Source organism: Tepidamorphus gemmatus, assembly GCF_004346195.1.
GTDB classification, from domain to species: Bacteria; Pseudomonadota; Alphaproteobacteria; order Rhizobiales; family Tepidamorphaceae; genus Tepidamorphus; species Tepidamorphus gemmatus.
Map to the genome: position 1 here is coordinate 37,195 of NZ_SMAK01000016.1, position 17,348 is coordinate 54,542.

A 17,348-nucleotide genomic window follows, 5' to 3' on the forward strand; every position below is an offset into this window, starting at 1 on the left:
GTGCGTGACCCGTTCGGCAACAGCCCGCGCAGCCGGTTCTGGACGAGGCTGCGCCGCAAGCTGCTCCAGATCGACTCCTACATCGACGACTTCTTCTATGCGGTGCTGGACGGCACCAAGCGCGGCTTCGAGGCCTATTCCGCGCGCCTGGAGCGATTCAACGTCAAGGGCTGGCGGCGCGGCCTGGTCGAACTCGGCTCGGATGGCATGACGCTGGGGGCGGGTGGCGCGGTGCTGATGCTGGCGCTGGCCATCCCCGCCTTCGACGAGACCCACGACGACTGGATGTCCACCCAGCAGTATTCGGTGGTGTTCCTCGACCGTTACGGCAACGAGATCGGCAAGCGCGGCATCCTGCACAACGACACCGTGCCGCTCGACGAGATTCCAGACCATCTGATCAAGGCCACGCTGGCCACCGAGGACCGCCGCTTCTACCAGCATTTCGGCATCGACATCAGCGGCACCTTTCGCGCCCTGATCGAGAACATGCGGGCGAAGAACGTCGTGCAGGGCGGCTCGTCGATCACCCAGCAGCTTGCCAAGAACCTGTTCCTGTCGAACGAGCGCACCATCGAGCGCAAGATCAAGGAAGCCTTCCTGGCGCTGTGGCTCGAGACGCATCTGACCAAGAACGAGATCCTGAAGCTCTATCTCGACCGCGCCTATCTCGGCGGCGGCACCTTCGGCGTCGATGCGGCGGCCGAGTTCTACTTCGGCAAGTCGGTGCGTGACATCAACCTGGCGGAAGCCGCAATGATCGCCGGCCTGTTCAAGGCACCGAGCAATTTCGCCCCGCACATCGACCTGCCGGCGGCGCGCGGCCGCGCCAACATCGTCCTGCAGAACATGGTCGAGGCCGGCTTCATGACGGAAGGGCAGGTGTATGCGGCGCGCCGCAATCCGGCCGAGCCGGTGGACCGCAGCGGCACCAACGCGCCCGACTATTTCCTCGACTGGGCCTTTGACGAGGTCAAGCGCATCGTCGGCGGCCGCGCCTACGTGCTGACCGTGAAGACCACCATCGACCCGACCTTGCAGAAGGTCGGCGAGGAAGCGGTGGTCTCCAACCTGCGCCAGTACGGCCAGCAGTATGGGGCCAGCCAGATGGCCATGGCGATGGCGGATCTCGACGGCGCGGTGCGCGTCATGGTCGGCGGGCGTGACTATGGCGAGAGCCAGTTCAACCGCGCCACCTCGGCGCTGCGCCAGCCGGGCTCGTCGTTCAAGCCCTATGTCTACATGGCGGCACTGATGAACGGCTACACCGAGCGCTCGATCGTCGCCGATGCGCCGATCACCATCGCCGGCTGGTCGCCGCAGAACTACGGCCGCAGCTACCGCGGCAACGTCACGCTGACCACCGCGCTGCAGTATTCGATCAATACGGTGGCGGTGCGCGTCGCCCATGCGATCGGTCGCGAGAAGGTGGTCGAGACGGCGGCTGCGATGGGCGTCCGCACGCCGATCGTCAACTCCAAGTCGATGCCGCTCGGCGCTTCCGAAGTGACAGTGCTCGATCAGCTTGCCGGCTTCGGCACGATGGCCTCCGGCGGCCGCCGGATGACACCCTACGGCATTCTCGAGATCCGCGACGGCGCCGGCAATGTCATCTATCGCCACGACCGCGACGGCCCGCCCCGGCCGCAGGTGGTTCCGGCCGCGCAGGTCGAGGCGCTGAACCGCATGCTGTTCGAGGCGGCCAACAACGGTACCGGCCGCCGTGCGCTGATTCCCGGTGTTCCTGTCGCCGGCAAGACCGGCACGACCAACGCCTATCGGGATGCCTGGTTCTGCGGCTTTACCGGCAACTACGTCGCAGCGGTGTGGGCCGGCAACGACAACTTCCGACCGACCAAGCGGATGACCGGCGGCAGCCTGCCGGCGATGACCTGGAACAGCCTGATGTCGATCGCCCATCAGGGCGTCGAGATCAAGCCGATCCCCGGCCTGGGCGCGACCGGCCCGGCGCTGGTCGCCTCCGGCCCAGATGGCAAGGGCTCCCCCGGGCTCGCCGCCCCGCTCAGCCTGTCGCGCCAGTCGACCAGCCTGCTGTTCGCCATCGAGCGGCTGATGCGCGAGGCGCCGCGCCTCACTCCTGTCGACCCCGGCCCGACCGCCGAAGCCCCCGCCCCCACGCCGGCCAGCGCAAGCAGGATCGCCGACGAGCCGGGCCGGGTGGTGGACATCACCATCCGAGGGAACTGAGGGGCATCGCGCCGGTCGCGACGCCCGCCCGTCCACGCTACCGGACGCACCCGACGCGCGCATCGTGCCGGAGGCTGCCCGCGACCGGGACGCCCCCTGCGACCTTGCGGCCTGCCGCCGTCGCTTGCCCGGGACAGCGCCGCGCACCCCGCTCGATCCGTCCGCCGATTGCGCCCGCTGCGACGCGCTCGGCCATCGGCTGCGCGATCCGATCATCGAACATCCCGATCGGGCGATCGAGAGGATGGGTGCCGGGGCCGGGGATGGCTCGGCACCGCCAGCGTCGGCTGCCGCCTCGATCGCGATACGGCGATCTGGGACCTCCACGGCCTTGTGGTCGTGGCCGACTGGAGCCGCGACGTCCGCGAGCCGCCCGGCCAGCTGTTCGCCGCCGCGCCATTCGGCACGTCGGGGCGCCGTGGACGTTCCGGAAGCTGCTCGAGGTCGATCGCCGCCTCACCTCGCTCGGGCGGGGGCGGACGGCGGGATCTGCGTACTCGCCATCGAGACCTTCGGTCCCTATGGCGAGGCCGGCGAGACGTGCCGGCCGGTGCGGCGAACGGCAGAGTGAGCCGGCTCGGCGGAGGCCGGCGGCGCATCGGCGGCGGCGGCCGGCCGGCCACCATCGGCGCCGGCGCACCACAGATCGGTGAGCAGGTCGGCGACCGCCTCGTCGTCGTCCCGCAGATGCTGAAGCTCGGGATCGCCGCGCAGATGCAGCTCGGTCAGGAAGGCGTCGATCATCCCGCCGAGCGCTGAGGCCACCGGCAGGAACGTTTCCGCGGGCAGCACCGGCCCGTCGCCGGCCCGCCGGCGGGCGATCGCCGCGGCCATGCGCAGGTTCCAGGCGCGATTGAGCTCCCGCCACGCCAGGCCGGATGCGGTGCCGTCGCCTGCCAGCCCGATCAGGCAGCGCATCAGCGCCGCATTGGCCCGGAACAGCCGTGCATAGGCGAGGGTCGCGGCATGGACGCGAACGCGCGATCCCGGCTCGCCGGCGCGGGCGGCGGCGAGTGTGTCGCGAACATGGGCAGCGAAGGCGGCGATCAGCGCCTCGAGCGCGCTGTCCATGTCGGTGAAGTAGCGGTAGAACGTGCCGTGCGCCAGCCCGGCCCGCGCGGTGACCGAGGCGACCCTGAGTCCGGACGGGCCGGCCCGCTCGGCAAGCTCCGCGGCCAGCGCCGCCATCAGCCGCAGCCGCGTGCGATCGGTCTTCTTCGTGGCGTCCGCTGCCGCGCGCTCGAGCACGGCGGCGAAGCCGGTCTCTGCCGACGGTGCGGCCGGATCGGCGTGGGCAGCGGCGGTGGATCGAACCATGTCGGAACTCCCTGTGCGACCGAGCTGCAGGCCGCACGTCCGAGGCCTGCCGGCAATGGTCACGCACACCGTTCGCCGACCGGTCCCGCGCCAGCCATCGCCTGCCGACCGGCTGCGCCGAACCGGTCGAAGGGCACGACCGGGCGCGGTCCGCCGGGCAGATCGCCGGCTGTCGATTGCAGCGCGTTGACTCGCTCGGCTCGCTCATCAATAATGACAATGATATCATAATCAGTTCTGGGATAGAGCCAATGGCCTCGTGGTGTCGAAACCTTTGCCGGCCGTCCGGTTCGCCGAGGCTTGCCCATGCGCTGCGCCTGGCCGGTTTGCCCTGCCGCGCCCGCAGGGCCGATCCGGGTGGTTCCGCAGACGCGGCGGCGCCATCTGCAGGACCCGCGCGCCATGCTGGTTGACCGCGCCGATTTCGCCGACCTTGCTGATCTTTCGGCGCATCGCCAGCGCCTGTGGGAGCGCCAGCGCGAATATGTCGCCGCCCGCTCGGCCCTGCATCGACGCGTCTGGGGGCGCCGGCCGCCGCCGCGCCTGCTCGAGGGCCTGGCCGACATTCCGCTTGTTGACAAGGAGATGCTGCGGGCGAGCCAGCGCGACCATCCACCCTTCGGCGACTACCTCGCCGCCGATCCCGACCGGGTGATCCGCATCCACCGCACCTCCGGCACGACCGGCACGGCGATGAACCTTGCCCTGTCCGCCCGCGACGCGCACGAGACGGCAATGGTCGGCGCCCGCGCCCAGGCCGCCGGCGGCCTCGGCCCCGGCCACCGCGTCGTCCACTGTCTCAACTACCGGCTGTGGATGGGCGGCTTCACCGATCACGCCACGCTGGAGGCGACCGGCGCCGCCGTCGTGCCGTTCGGCGTCGGCGACACCGAGCTTCTGGTGCGCACGATCCGCGAACTCGGCATCACCGCGATCTCCTGCACGCCCTCCTATCCGGCGGTGCTCGAGCGGGTGATCGCCGAGCGGTTTCCCGGCCTGAAGCCCCGCGACCTCGGGCTCAGGCTCGGCCTGTTCGGCGGCGAGGCCGGGCTGGACGATCCGGCATTCCGCCGCCGGCTCGAGGACATCTGGGGCTTCGCCGTCCGCAACGCCAACTACGGCGTCTCCGACGTGTTCTGCAACTTCGCCGGCCAGAGCGAGGTCTCGGACGATCTCCACTTCATGGCGCTCGACGTGCTGCATCCCGAGCTGATCGACCCGGCCACGGCAGCCCCGCTGCCCTGGGCCGAAGGCAGCCGGGGCGAACTGGTGCTGACCCATGTCAGCCGCGAATGCCAGCCGCTGGTGCGCTTCCGCACCGGCGATATCGTCGTGCTGACCGGCACCGGCCGCGCCGCCTGCGGGCGTAGTGCGCCGCGCTTCCGGGTCGTCGGGCGCGCCGACGACATGGTGGTCGTGCGCGGCCTCAATGTCTTTCCGACGCAGATCGCCGCCCTTCTCAATCTGGTTCCGGAACTGTCGGGCGAATATCGCATCGTGCTGGAGGGGCCGGGACCCTACGACGTGCTGCCGATCGAGGCGGAGACGGCGGCCGGCACCGAGCCGGACGCAGGTCTTGCCAGTCAGGTGGAGGCCGGCATCAAGCGCGAGATCGGCGTCACCGCGCGGCTTGAGCTCCTGCCCTTCGGCAGCCTGCCGCGCACCGAGGGCAAGACCCGCCGCGTGATCAGGAAGGACAGGCCATGACCGGGACCGTTCTCACCGCCGATCTCGGCGAGGGCGTCAGGCAGATCTCGCTCAACCGGCCCCATCGGCTCAACGCCATCGTGCCGGAGCTGCTCGACGATCTGGTCGCAGCGCTGCGCGCCGCCGATGCCGACGCGGCCGTGCGCGCCATCGTGCTCACCGGCGAGGGCAGGGCGTTCTGCTCGGGCGACGATCTGAAGGACTTCGCGCAGCAGGTCGGCGACGTTGCGACCACCACCGCCTATATCGAGCGCATCCAGGACGTCACCCGGGCGATCGTGCTGGGCGATACGCCGGTTGTCGGTGCGATCCATGGCTGGGCAGTCGGCGGCGGTCTCGAATGGGTCATCAACTGCGACTTCGCCATCGCGGCCGAAGGCACCCGCTTCTTCTTCCCGGAAGTCTCCTGGGGCCTGTTCGTCACCGGCGGCGTGACGGAGATCCTGCCGCGTCTCGTCGGCCTGCAGCGCGCCCGCGAGCTGATCCTGTTCGGCGAGAGGTTCGACGCCGGGCAGGCGCGCGACTGGGGCCTGATCCGCGAGGTCGTCCCGGCAGATGACCTTCGCGCCCGCGCCGCCGCGCTGGCAGCCCGCATCGCCGCCCTGCCGCCCGGCCCGGTCAGCGATCTGAAGCGCATCCTCGCCCGCCGTCATGGCGCCGGCCTCGACGCCGCGCTCGCCGCCGAGACGGAGGCGACCGTGCGCGGCTTCCTCGATCCGCAGACCGCCCGGCGCATCGCCACCTTCGACTGATCGGGAGCGGCCGTCCCCGGCCCGCGGTCGTTCGCCGTCAATCCGCCGGCACGAGATGGACCCGCACCGGTGCGGCGCGGCCACGCACGGCAAGGGTTTCGCTGCCCCAGCTCTGCGGCACGGCGACCCCCGACTGCTCGACGAGCTCCGCGGCCAGCGCAGCCCCGGCGCCGCGCTGCTTGGCGAGGCCTTCGAGCCGCGAGGCGAGATTCACCGCATCGCCGACCACCGTGAATTCGCGCCGTTCGCCGCTGCCGACGATGCCGACGAACACCGGTCCGAGTGCCGCCCCGGCCACTGCCCGGAACGTCGGCACGGCCGGATCGTCCGCCTGCCAGGCGGCCATCATCGCCGGCAGGTCTGCGACCGTGGCCAGCGCCTGCCGCGCGCCGCGGCGCAGCTGGTCGTCCGCCGCCCCGGCATAGCCGAAGATCGCCAGCACGCCGTCGCCGATGAACTTGTCGACAAAGCCGCCCTTCGCCCGCACCAGCGCGGCGATGCGCTCGCGGAAGCCGGCGAGCCAGCGCGCCACCTCACCGGGCGCCACCCCCTCGCTGGCCGCGGTGAAACCGATCAGATCGATGAACACGATGGCGAGCGTCTGCTGGCCGGCGGGGGCACCGGCGCCGTCGGCGCGGGCCAGCGCCCGCGACACCTCGTCCGGCAGGAACCGCTTCAGCTCCGCCTCGCGCCGGGCGGTGCCGAGGCCGCGCACCAGGATGTCGCGCTTGCTGCGCACCGAGATGGCGAGGACCGCCGCCGCGACCGCCAGCATCAGGACCCGCATCACGTCGGGCGGCCATGACAGCAGGCCGGTCAGCCTGTCGTTCTGCGACGCGACCGGATCCCGGTCTGCGCCGCCGAAGGCCATCAGCCCGAGCACCACGAGCAGCAGCAGCGCGCCGGCGAACACGACCGGGCCGGAGCGGAAGCGCACCGACTGGATGGCGATGATGATCGGCATCAGCCAGGTTGCCGGTTCGGCATATACCCACGGGCCGGGATGGCCGGCGAGCTGGAGCCCCTGCTGGAGGGCGAAGCCGATCAGCAGGGCATCGCAGGCGACGAACAGATAGGCGACCCAGGGACGGTAGACCGAGGATCTCGACACCAGCCATGACAGGCCGGCGAGCGCCAGGAAGCCGACCACGGTCGCCAGACCGAGCGCGAGCCGGGGCAACAGATAGCCCGCCTCGGCCTCCGGCACGATCGCCGCGGCGGCCAGCAGGCCGCCGCCGAGAATCAGCGCCCCTGCGGCGCGGGCGAGCGCGGCGATCCGCTCGGCGTCGCGCTCGGCAGCCTCGACGCTCATCGGAAGGGCGGGCGGATCGCCGGAAACGTCGTCCTGGATGGATATGGCCGGCTCCCGATCGGGTGACGGCAATCATCTAGCGCGCGAATCGGTCCGAAACAAACCGCGGCGGCCCGGACGGGATCGCGCCCGCGCGCGGTGATCGCGGGCGGCCAGCGCGGTCTGTCGAGGGCAGGTCGTCAGCGGCGGCCGCCGGCGGCGCGCTTCTTCGCCTTCGGGGCGAGGCCCTCGCGCTGGGCGAGCTTGCGGGCCGCCTTGCGGGCGCGGCGGATCGCCTCGCCCTTCTCGCGGGCGCGGCGCTCGGACGGCTTCTCGTACGCCTTGCGGCGCTTCATCTCGCGGAACAGTCCCTCGCGCTGCAGCTTGCGCTTGAGGACCTTCAGGGCCTGATCGACATTGTTGTCGCGGACGAGGACTTGCAGGGGAACTCTCCTTCGTGGTCGGACCGGGGCCGGGTATGTTCGGGCGGCCAGCGACGCGCAAACGGTGTCGCTGCCGCGTTGCGCGGCACCCGAGGCGTCGGCAGCATGGCGATTGAGGCCTCTGATGTAGGCCGTTTGCCGCGCGAGGGCAAGTCCGCAGCGGCATTTCGGGTGGCACGGCGCCGATCCGGGCTCGCCACAGCCGCATGGCTCTGCACCCCGTTACCGGCTATAACGGCGCGCCAGAACCGCGCCGGAGACGGCACTTGCGTCCCGCCCACGCCGCCACAACGATCGTCGGGTCCGATTTTCGAGCAGGCTTCTCCGCCAAGATGTCGCCCATCAGGATCCTCGTCGTCATTGCGACCGCGGCCGTTCTCGGCATCGGCTCGGCCTGGCTCGCGGTGGTCGGCGGATTCGGGTTCGAGGCGATCCGCTCCGGCCCATGGACCGCCTGGCCGACGGCGGGTTCGCCCGATGCCGACCCCTATGTGCGGGCGCGGATCGCCCGATCCGGCGAGATTCCGATGCCGGCGGGCGAGGGGATCGTGTTCGTCGCCCGCGAGGACAGCGACGGCGAGGCGCTGACGGCGGACTGCGACTACCATGTGCGCGGCCAGACGCCCGCGGCGCAATGGTGGACGCTGACCGTCTACCGCGACGACGACCTGACCCTCATGGCCAATCCGGCCCAGCGCTATGGCTTCGTTTCGACGGGCATCCTGCGCGCCGGCGATGGCCGCTTCGACATCACGCTCAGCTCCCGCGCCCGGCCGGGCAACTGGCTGCCGGTCGATCCCCATGCGGGGCGCCTCAGGCTGGTGTTCCGATTCTACGACACGCCGATCGCCACCGGCGGCAGCGTTGCCGACATCGCCATGCCGGCGATCGTCAAGGGGGCGTGCCGGTGAAGCGCCTCCCGATCGGCCAGATCGCCTTCCTGGCGGCGGTGACGCTGGTGCTGGCGGCGATCCTGCACATCCTCACCATCCTCGCCATTCCGCATTTCGCCACGCGCGACGCCTGGTCGCGGATCACCGAGATTGCCGATCCGGCCGGCATCACCCTGCTGCCGCGGCCTCTGCCCGGTGACGAGCCGCTGCCCGGCCTCGATCCGTCGATGGTCTATGGCGTCTGTCGCTACGACCTGACCGAGGGGCCGCTGGCGATCGTTGCGCCGATGCCGGACCATTACTGGTCGGTTGCCTTCCACACGCGCGACGGCGCCATCTTCTATGCCGTCAACGACGAGGCGGCGGTGGCGCGGCGCTTCGACATCGAACTGCGCGACGCCCGGCAGATGCGCCAGTACCGCGTCGAGCATCCGGAAGCCGACGAGACGGTGCTGACCATCGAGGCGCCGTCGCAGACCGGCTTCGCGCTGTTCCGCGCCCTCGTCGCCGCGCCCAGCCTGCGCGCCGAGGTCGAGGCCGCCGTCGCCGCGATCGGCTGCACCACCCTGCTGCCCACCCAGCCCGCCCCGGTGCCCGAGGGGCCGCCGCTGCCACTGCCCAACCCGCTGCGCTGACTTGCCGTCCACGCGCCGGAAGAGCCATGCGTCAAACGCATTGCTGCGCTGCAAAAGGAAATCTGGCAACGGCTTGCGAACAGGCCCAAATAGCTGTCATCAAAAAGCTCTACAGGGATGTTGCGTCGCAGCATCAAGGACGTTTCAGATGACCAGCAAGACCACCCATTCCGCCGTCGACATCCGCAAGGTCGAGATGGAGGCTGCCCGCCTGCGGGCCGAGGCCATCGCCGATGCCATCGTTGCGGTCGGGCGGCTCGTCGCGCGGGCCTGGGCCGCCGTGTCAGCCCGCATCGCCGCCGCCCGTGAAGCGGCCCGCGTCAGACGCGAGCTCGGCGCGCTCAGCGATCGCGAGCTGGCCGATATCGGTATCATGCGTGCCGACATTCCGGCGATCGCCGCCGGTATCTATCAGCGGCAGCCTGCCGATACCCTGGCCGAGGAGGCCCGCACGCCGAAGCAGGCCGTGATCGAGGCGCCGACGCCCGCGTTCCGGAAGGCCGCCTGAGGCCCGACAGGGCCCGCAGGGGTCGGAACGCAATATCCGGGACTGTATCGAGGCTCCGGGCGCTGAGGCGTCCGGAGCCTTTTGCTGCCGCAACGGGGCCGGGCGGCACACGCAACCCGTCCGGTAAGCGGGGGTTAATCCCGATATGGCAGGCTCGAAGGATCGCAGCCTGTGGATCGGGACGTACGGGCGGCCCGTCCGACCCGCGTAGGGAGACGCAGATGGCGCTCTTGCTGCTTGCTGTCACGCTTGTCGTGGCAATCGGCCTCGGCTCCGGCCTGCTCGCGCTGTTCGGCGATCCGGCCGAGGACGCGGTCCGCCGCTGAGCGTTCCGCCCGGTCGCCCGATCAGAGCACGCCGCCTTTCCGCATCGTCCGCCTGCCGCATTCCCGAGCCTCATCGAGGGCGGCCTTCCCGTCAGCCCGATCACGCGCCCCCTCTGCCCGTTCCGCGTCATCGCGGAGGCCGAGACCGATCCGGGATCGGCAGGGCAGCACAGCAGATCGCTCCGCCTCCGGATCCGCGCGCGATGGTCGTGACGACGGGCTCGATCCCGGGCTGACGGTGCCCGCCTGCGGCCGCGATGCGGCGAGGGACACGGACAGCAGCCGGCCCCCGGTGCCGCGCTGCGGGCGGGAGGCGGCGCCATGTGTCGGCGCGGACGGAATGGTCGTCAGGCCCCCGCCGCCGTCAGCACCTCCGCGGCGAGCGCGGCCATCTCGTCGGCGCCGGCGCTGCGGCCGGCTTCCAGCACGCTGGCCCCGGCTTCCATCGAGGCGGCAAAGGCGACGCGGCTGGCGATCTCGGTGGCGGCGACGGGGCCGAGCGCGGCGATCGCCTCGCGCATGCGCGCCGTCAATGTCGTGCGCGGCTGGGCGCGGTTGATGACCATCAGCGCGGGAACGCCGGCCTTGGCGGCGCTGTCCAGCGTCGCCTGCGTCGCCCACAGATCGACCGGGCTCGGCTGCACCGGGACGACGACCAGGCTCGCCGTCTCGATCGCCGGGCGGCACTCGAGGTCGGATTTCGGCGGCGTGTCGATCACAACCACGTCGTGATCGCGGGCGAGGCCGCGCGCCTCGCGCCGGGCGCCCCAGCCGGAGGCGGTGCGGAACGCGATGCCCGCCGCGTCCTCGCCAAGCCGCCGTTCGCGCGCCTCGAACCATTGCCCGAGCGAACCTTGCGGATCGCAGTCGAGCAGCGCCACCGACAGGCCGCGCAGCGCCGCCGCGACCGCCAGATGCGCGGCCAGTGTCGTCTTGCCGGAACCGCCCTTCTGCTGGGCGATCGTCAATATGCGGCCGGTCATGGCGTCGGCGCCCCCGCAAAGCCCCCGGGGTCCAGAGCGGGGGCCTTTGCTCACAGGGTTGCACCGCCGGTGGTGCAGCGCAACAGGATTCGGCGTGCCGGCCGGCCTCTTGGCGCCCGGCAAGGCGACCGCAGATCCCGCCGCCGAGATGGCCGACAGCGCCGACCGGACGTCGGGCTGGCAGTGCGGTCTGGATGACGGGCCACGCCGCGGGTAACATGGCGCCCTGCGCCGGGCGCGGGCACTGTCCGCATCGACGCGATCATCAGCCGATCGTTCCGCAATGGCCTCTTCACCGTCGTCGCCATCCATCACGTCTGACCCTGTGCAGCCGAGCATGGCGGCCGATACCGGCGCGGCGGCGGCGCGGCGACCGCGCGTGACCATCACCTATTGCCGCCAGTGCAACTGGATGCTGCGGGCCGCCTGGCTCGCCCAGGAGCTGTTGTCGAGCTTTCCGGAGGACCTCGCCGCCGTCACGCTGGTGCCCGGCACCGGCGGCGTCTTCGTGATCGAGTGCGACGGCACGCGGCTCTGGGATCGCGTTGCCGATGGCGGCTTCCCGGAGGCGAAGCTGCTGAAGCGCCGGCTCAGGGACCAGATCGCACCCGGACGCGACCTCGGCCATTCCGACCGCTGAGGCACGACCGCGCAGCCGTTTCCGCGCGGCTCGTCGAGCCTGTCCTGGATGTAGGAAAAAAGTCGTTGACAGCGTGACGCTGCTTCGGTAGGGTTCCGTCAGGCTCGACAAGTGCGCCCGGCATCGCCGCTGCGCATCGGCGTCCACCGACGGATCGGCTTTCCAGAATCCGGAAGCATCCCGGGTCTCATCGGCATCGTCGCGAATATCGGCAGCGAGGTCGCGTCCCGGCCGCGGCACGGCCGGCAGATCCTGAGCCGTCCCCATCCAGCGGAGCAGAGCATGACCGCGGGCCGCGCACTCACCCCGGCGGAGCTCGCCAGGCTCCGCGAACTCTACGAGACCTGTCCGTGGATGACGGTCGCCGACATCGCCGCGCTGGCGCAGGTGGTGCCGGGTTCGGTCACCCGCCGGGCCCGGCGGCATGGCTGGCGCCGCGCCGCGCCGTTGCAGGACATGTTCCCTGCGGCGAGGGCGGACGTCGCTCCGCCCGCAGCGGGCGCCGCGGCCCACCTTGGCAGGGCGGCCGGCTGCACTGCCACGCAGGAGGCCGATGACGGCGGACCCGGCCAGGCGCCCGATCGGCGGGCGCTGATCGCCGCGCTGTGGCGGGCGGTGCGCATGCATGTGGCCGACCTGTCGGCGAAGGCCGGCGCTGGCGAGGCCGATGCGGGCCGCGCCGCGCAGACGCTGATGACGATTGCCCGGACGGTCGAGAAACTGATCGAGATGGAGCGCGCCGATGCCGCCGCCCGGACCGGAGCCCCTTGCGACGACGGCACGGCGGCCGCCGGCCCTGGCGGTGCCGACGCCGGCCGCGCGGCGCTTGCTGCACGTCTTGAAGCGCTGCTGCGCGAGCGGCTCGCCCGCGACGACCTTGCCGACGCTGCCTGCGACGATCTGCCCTGCGTCGGTTGATCTGCGGCAGACGATTGACCGCCTCACAACGAACGAGATCGTCCGTCTCATCGACGATTTCGCGCTGTGGGCGCGGCCGGCGCAGCTTCCGCCGCCCGACGGCTGGACGGTATGGCTGCTGCTCGGCGGCCGCGGTGCGGGCAAGACGCGAGCCGGCGCCGAATGGGTGCGCGGCCTGGCGCTCGGACTTGCCCCGTGGTCCGACCGCCCGCTCAGCCCGATCGCGCTGGTCGCCGAGACGTTGCAGGATGCCCGCGAGGTGATGGTCGAGGGAGTATCCGGGCTGCTCGCCGCAGGCGCGGCCGGAGCGCCCGGCGGGCGCCCTGCCTGGAGCCCGGCGCGGCGGCGTCTGGAATGGCCGAACGGCGCGGTGGCGCAGGCCTTCTCCGCGGAGGATCCGGACTCCCTGCGCGGGCCGCAATTCGCTGCCGCCTGGGCCGACGAGTTGGCCAAGTGGCGCCATGCCGAGGCTGCCTGGGACATGCTGCAGTTCGCCCTGAGGCTCGGCGACAGGCCGCGCCAGCTCATCACCACGACACCGAGGTCGATCCCCCTTCTCAGGCGGCTCGTCGCCGATCCGGCGGTCGCCGTCACCCGCATGGCAACCGCCGAGAACGCCGCCAATCTCGCGCCCGCCTTCCTCGATGCGGTGGTCGGGCGCTATCGCGGTACCCGGCTCGGGCGGCAGGAGCTCGAGGCGGAGCTGATCGCCGATCGCGCCGACGCCCTGTTCCGCCGCGAGACGATCGAGGCAAGCCGGGTCAACGCCGCCCCTGCGCTCGCGCGGATCGTCGTTGCCGTCGATCCGCCGGCGGGAACCACGGGCGCCGCCTGCGGCATCGTCGCGGCCGGGATCGGCGAGGGTCCGCGCGACGCGGCGCTGCTCTATGTGCTCGCCGACGCCACCATCGAAGCCGCGCAGCCCGCCGCCTGGGCCGCCCGCGCGGTCGGCCTCTTCCATGCGCTCGCCGCGGATCGGCTCGTCGCCGAGGCCAACCAGGGCGGCGAGATGGTCGCCGCGGTCATCGGCCAGGTCGATCCGGCCGTTCCGGTCAGGCTGGTCCACGCCCGGCGCGGCAAGCGGCTCAGGGCCGAACCGGTCGCCGCCCTCTACGAACAGGGGCGGGTTCGCCATGTCGGCGCGCTGCCCCGCCTCGAGGACGAGATGTGCGACTTCGGGCTGGACGGGCTCTCCGACGGTCGCAGCCCCGATCGCCTCGACGCGCTGGTCTGGGCACTCTCGGAGCTGGCGCTTTCGCCGGCTCGCGAGCCGCGGATCAGGCGGCTGTGAGCGCGAGCGTTCCTCGCTGTGCCGCCGGCGCCGCGACGGCCGGTCGCGGACATGGCCTTGCCTCGATGAACCGATGGAGATCTGCCCGTGCCGAGCATTCCGAGCTTCACCGCCCTGCTGACCCGCTTCCTTGGCCGCACGCCCGCCCCTGCGGCGCGCCCGAGCCAGACCAAGGCGTCGGCTGCCGGCCGGCTGATCGCCCTGCATGCCCACGGGCGGCCGGTGTGGAGCCCGCGCGACTATGCGGCGCTGGCGCGCGAGGGCTACGAGCGCAACCCCGTCGCCCACCGGGCGGTGCGCCTGGTGGCGGAGGCGGCGGCGGGCATCCCGTGGATCGCCATGCAGGGCGGTCGCGAGGTCGACTGGCATCCGGTCCTCGATCTTCTCGCCCGGCCGAACCCACGCCAGTCCGGCCCGGAGCTGATGGAGGCGGTCTGCGCCTACCTGCTGATCGCCGGCAACGCCTATCTGGAGGCGGCGATGATCGACGGCGCGGTGCGCGAGATCCATGCGCTGCGGCCCGACCGGATGAAGGTGGTGCCCGGCCCCGACGGCTGGCCCGAGGCCTTCGAGTACACGGTCGCCGGCCGCACCGTCAGCTTCGACCAGACCGGCCGCCAGCCGCCGATCCTGCATATTGCGCTGTTCCACCCGACCGACGACCACTACGGCTTCGGCCCGCTCGCCGCCGCCGGCGCCGCGCTCGACCTCGCCAACGCCTCGGCGGCCTGGAACAAGGCGCTGATCGACAATGCCGCGAGGCCATCCGGCGCGCTGGTCTACGAGGGCGAGGGGACGATGGCGCTCGACCAGTTCGAGCGGCTGAAGCGCGAGCTTCAGGAGAATTTTCAGGGAGCGGCCAATGCCGGTCGGCCGCTGCTACTCGAGGGCGGGCTGACCTGGCAGGCGATGGGCATCAGCCCGAAGGAGATGGATTTCCTCGAGGCGCGCAACCAGGCCGCCCGCGACATCGCGCTGGCGCTGGGTGTCCCGCCGATGCTGCTCGGCATCCCCGGCGACAACACCTATTCCAACTACCAGGAGGCGAACCGGGCGCTGTACCGTGAGACGGTGCTGCCGCTGCTGCGCCGCATCATGGCGGCGATCGCCCAGTGGCTTGCGCCATCCTTCGGCGAGGATATCCGCTTCGAGCCCGATCTCGACGCGATCGAGGCGCTGTCGGCCGACCGTGCCGCCCTGTGGGCCCGGGTGAGCGCGGCCGACTTCCTCACCGACGACGAGAAACGGCTGGCGGTCGGCTACGGGGTCCGGCAGGGTTAGGTTCGGACTGCCCCGTTCCGCCCGATCCCCGGTCCGATCCCCGGCCCGAATACCGGCTGACCCGCCGCGACGGAGACTGCCATGTCCGACACCTTCGCGACCGTGGTCGACAGCGTCATCGCCCGCGGCGATCTCGCCCATCTGGCGCTGTTCCTGTGGGCCGGCGCGGCGACAGGGCTGGCCTGGCTCACGCTGCGCGAACTTGCCCGCTCCAACCGCCGGTTCGAGGAGTTCGTTGCCACTATCGCCCGGATCGACCGGATCTTGCGGGGGAAATAGATGTCCGCGACGCCGACCGGATCGCTGTTCGGCCGGCCGCCAGGCGCTCGGTGCGCGGGAACGAAGTGCCGGTCACGGCGTTGAAACGCCGCGGCGTTGTACCGGCAGGTCCGCCAGGTCGAACCCATAGGTCGAGCCGGCGGCGGTGGACCAGTGCCTGCGGCCGCGCCGAAGCAGGGGAGACGAGCCATGGATTTCTCGCGATTGCTCTGTACCGGGTTCCTTGTCATCGGCCTTGTCGGCGCGACCGTGCCCGCCGGCGCCCAGAGCGGCGGCCGCAGCGTGGTACCGGCCGCCACCGAGGCCGGCACACCCGATCGCGGTCGCGAGGCGGCGAACCGCACGCCCGAGGCGGCAACCGGCCAGTGCGCCACCCAGCGCATCACGATCAGAACCAACCCGGAAGGCGACCAGGTCTCGACCGCGTCGACGGTGTTCGTCAACGTGCCGCGCTCCGGGCTGACCTTCACCCAGGGCGGTACGGCGCCATCCTGTGTGATGGTGCGCTTCTCCGCCGTCACCTTTGCGCCGGACAAGCGCGTGCTCGACGTGCGCGTGCTTGTCGACGGGCGCGTCGCGCAGCCCGGACCGGTGCTGTTCTCCGGCGATGATGACGAGGATTTCGACGGCCGCTGGGCACGGGCCCATTCCTTCGACTTCCTCGTGCCCAACGTCGCCCCCGGACAGCACAATGTCAGGGTCCAGGCACGCAGCTTCACCGGCGGGCCGGTCTACCTCAACACCCGCTCGACGGTCGTGCATCACCGCTGACGCGCGTCCCGGAGGAGCCTAACCGGGTCTCCGTCACCATGTGCGACGAAGCAGGGCATTGGAGCGGAGCATCGGGTCCGTGAGGCGATGACCCGCTCCGGCCTTCGGCCGGCATCTTACCCGAACCCCCGATCGCCGGCCCGCCGCCGGACCCCGGAGCCCCCCGGGTCCGGCGGCTGCATCTTGTCCCGCACCGCCGCCCGGCTGCGGCCGTGCGACCCAGGTCAAGGGAGATCCCCGCATGTCCGACCCGCTTCCTCCGCCGGCCGCTGCGTCGACGGTACCCTCGCAGCTGGCCGATCGCCACCGCCACACCGCCGTCTTTGCTGCCTTCGCCGAAACGCTGGCGGCAATGCTCGTCCGTTCGCAGCGCCGCCGGCGCCATCGGAGGTCGCGATGACGCGCCCGCCTGCGCCTCGCCGTCCGGTGCCGTGCCGCCGCACTGCCCGTCGCGACCCTCCTCGATGCGAACGCAAGTTCGCGCCGGCCCGGTTCGACGACCTTTCGGCCGACGGCGTCTTCTGCGGCTGTGCCTCGATCTTCGGCGCCGCCGATCTCGGCGGCGATCTGGTCGAGCCCGGCGCCTTTGCTGGAAGCCTTGCCCGGCGCGGCGCCGCCGGCGTCAAGCTCCTGTTCCAGCACGATCCGGCCGAGCCGATCGGCGTCTGGGACGAGATCGTCGAGGACGCCCGCGGCCTGCGCGTGCGCGGCCGGCTGATGCCGGAGGTGGCGCGCGCCCGCGAGGTGCTGGCGCTGATGCGGGCAGGGGCGCTCGACGGTCTGTCGATCGGCTTCCGCCCGGTCAAGGCGCGCACCGATCCCAGGACCGGCATTCGCCGGCTGATCGAGGTCGATCTGTGGGAGATCTCGATCGTCACCTTCCCGATGCTGCCCGAGGCCCGCATCGGCGAGGTCAAGCGCCTCGAACAGGCCGCCCTCGCCGCCATCCGCCGCGCCACCGCGCTGGTTCGGGCGGGGTAGGCGCCGGACGTACTCACTGCCCGCACTGCCTTGTAACACTTCCACTCATCGGTGCGATCCTCGGCTAAGGTGAAGCACCGGTTGCTGGGAGAGGGTCGCCGCAGCGTGGTCGGGGGTTGTTCCC

The 17,348-nt window shown here is 71.5% G+C and carries 17 protein-coding genes; 13 read left to right on the forward strand and 4 right to left on the reverse strand.

Annotated elements, in window-relative coordinates:
- Entirely contained in the window at positions 1–2,208 is a 2,208-nt protein-coding gene (locus tag EDC22_RS16975) for a transglycosylase domain-containing protein (RefSeq protein ID WP_245499819.1), read from the forward strand.
- A gap of 519 nt (positions 2,209–2,727) precedes the next feature.
- On the opposite strand, the gene EDC22_RS16980 is transcribed toward EDC22_RS16975, so the two are convergent.
- On the reverse strand, positions 2,728–3,525 hold the full coding sequence (locus EDC22_RS16980) for a TetR/AcrR family transcriptional regulator (protein WP_132807871.1): 798 nt from the start codon (positions 3,523–3,525) through the stop codon (positions 2,728–2,730).
- A gap of 402 nt (positions 3,526–3,927) precedes the next feature.
- Here EDC22_RS16980 and EDC22_RS16985 point away from each other — a divergent pair, with 402 nt between their 5' ends.
- Together EDC22_RS16985 and EDC22_RS16990 are read left to right on the forward strand one after the other, a co-directional pair.
- Positions 3,928–5,232, forward strand: a complete 1,305-nt coding sequence (locus EDC22_RS16985; RefSeq protein ID WP_132807872.1) for a phenylacetate--CoA ligase family protein — start codon at positions 3,928–3,930, stop codon at positions 5,230–5,232.
- Entirely contained in the window at positions 5,229–5,984 is a 756-nt protein-coding gene (locus EDC22_RS16990) for an enoyl-CoA hydratase/isomerase family protein (RefSeq protein WP_132807873.1), read from the forward strand. Before EDC22_RS16985 ends, EDC22_RS16990 begins: the two co-directional genes overlap by 4 nt.
- A 37-nt stretch (positions 5,985–6,021) precedes the next feature.
- Here the strand turns inward: EDC22_RS16990 and EDC22_RS16995 are convergent, their stop codons facing one another.
- Both EDC22_RS16995 and rpsU read right to left on the reverse strand, forming a co-directional pair.
- A complete protein-coding gene (locus tag EDC22_RS16995; protein WP_132807874.1) occupies positions 6,022–7,296 on the reverse strand; it encodes an adenylate/guanylate cyclase domain-containing protein in 1,275 nt (424 codons plus the stop codon).
- A gap of 179 nt (positions 7,297–7,475) precedes the next feature.
- Positions 7,476–7,718, reverse strand: coding sequence for a 30S ribosomal protein S21 (rpsU, locus tag EDC22_RS17000; RefSeq protein ID WP_132807875.1), 243 nt, complete (start codon positions 7,716–7,718; stop codon positions 7,476–7,478).
- Positions 7,719–8,050: 332 nt separating this feature from the next.
- Between rpsU and EDC22_RS17005 the strand changes: the two genes are divergently transcribed.
- From EDC22_RS17005 to EDC22_RS18310, 3 genes are all read left to right on the forward strand, one after another.
- Positions 8,051–8,629 carry a DUF1214 domain-containing protein gene (locus EDC22_RS17005; RefSeq protein ID WP_132807876.1) on the forward strand — a complete coding sequence of 193 codons (579 nt, stop codon included), beginning with the start codon at positions 8,051–8,053 and terminating at the stop codon, positions 8,627–8,629.
- Positions 8,626–9,246 carry a DUF1254 domain-containing protein gene (locus EDC22_RS17010; RefSeq protein ID WP_132807877.1) on the forward strand — a complete coding sequence of 207 codons (621 nt, stop codon included), beginning with the start codon at positions 8,626–8,628 and terminating at the stop codon, positions 9,244–9,246. Before EDC22_RS17005 ends, EDC22_RS17010 begins: the two co-directional genes overlap by 4 nt.
- A 148-nt stretch (positions 9,247–9,394) precedes the next feature.
- Positions 9,395–9,754 (forward strand): DUF1127 domain-containing protein, encoded by a 360-nt coding sequence (locus tag EDC22_RS18310; RefSeq protein ID WP_425385541.1) that lies wholly within the window; start codon positions 9,395–9,397, stop codon positions 9,752–9,754.
- Positions 9,755–10,427: 673 nt separating this feature from the next.
- Here EDC22_RS18310 and parA read toward each other — a convergent pair.
- Entirely contained in the window at positions 10,428–11,063 is a 636-nt protein-coding gene (gene parA / locus EDC22_RS17020; RefSeq protein ID WP_132807878.1) for a ParA family partition ATPase, read from the reverse strand.
- A 337-nt stretch (positions 11,064–11,400) separates the two neighbouring features.
- Between parA and EDC22_RS17025 the strand changes: the two genes are divergently transcribed.
- The 7 genes from EDC22_RS17025 (at position 11,401) to EDC22_RS17050 (ending at position 17,224) form a co-directional block, all read left to right on the forward strand.
- Positions 11,401–11,703: an Rdx family protein gene (locus tag EDC22_RS17025; protein WP_132807879.1), complete on the forward strand. Its 303-nt coding sequence runs from the start codon at positions 11,401–11,403 to the stop codon at positions 11,701–11,703.
- A gap of 282 nt (positions 11,704–11,985) precedes the next feature.
- Positions 11,986–12,621: a hypothetical protein gene (locus EDC22_RS18155; protein WP_245499820.1), complete on the forward strand. Its 636-nt coding sequence runs from the start codon at positions 11,986–11,988 to the stop codon at positions 12,619–12,621.
- 13 nt (positions 12,622–12,634) lie between these two features.
- A complete protein-coding gene (locus EDC22_RS17030; protein WP_483754798.1) occupies positions 12,635–13,912 on the forward strand; it encodes a DNA-packaging protein in 1,278 nt (425 codons plus the stop codon).
- Between the two features lie 96 nt (positions 13,913–14,008).
- On the forward strand, positions 14,009–15,193 hold the full coding sequence (locus EDC22_RS17035) for a phage portal protein (protein ID WP_132807889.1): 1,185 nt from the start codon (positions 14,009–14,011) through the stop codon (positions 15,191–15,193).
- Between the two features lie 81 nt (positions 15,194–15,274).
- Positions 15,275–15,472, forward strand: a complete 198-nt coding sequence (locus EDC22_RS17040; RefSeq protein ID WP_132807881.1) for a hypothetical protein — start codon at positions 15,275–15,277, stop codon at positions 15,470–15,472.
- Between the two features lie 189 nt (positions 15,473–15,661).
- Positions 15,662–16,243 carry a hypothetical protein gene (locus EDC22_RS17045; RefSeq protein WP_132807882.1) on the forward strand — a complete coding sequence of 194 codons (582 nt, stop codon included), beginning with the start codon at positions 15,662–15,664 and terminating at the stop codon, positions 16,241–16,243.
- A gap of 396 nt (positions 16,244–16,639) precedes the next feature.
- On the forward strand, positions 16,640–17,224 hold the full coding sequence (locus EDC22_RS17050) for an HK97 family phage prohead protease (RefSeq protein WP_132807883.1): 585 nt from the start codon (positions 16,640–16,642) through the stop codon (positions 17,222–17,224).
- Positions 17,225–17,348: the final 124 nt, after the last annotated feature.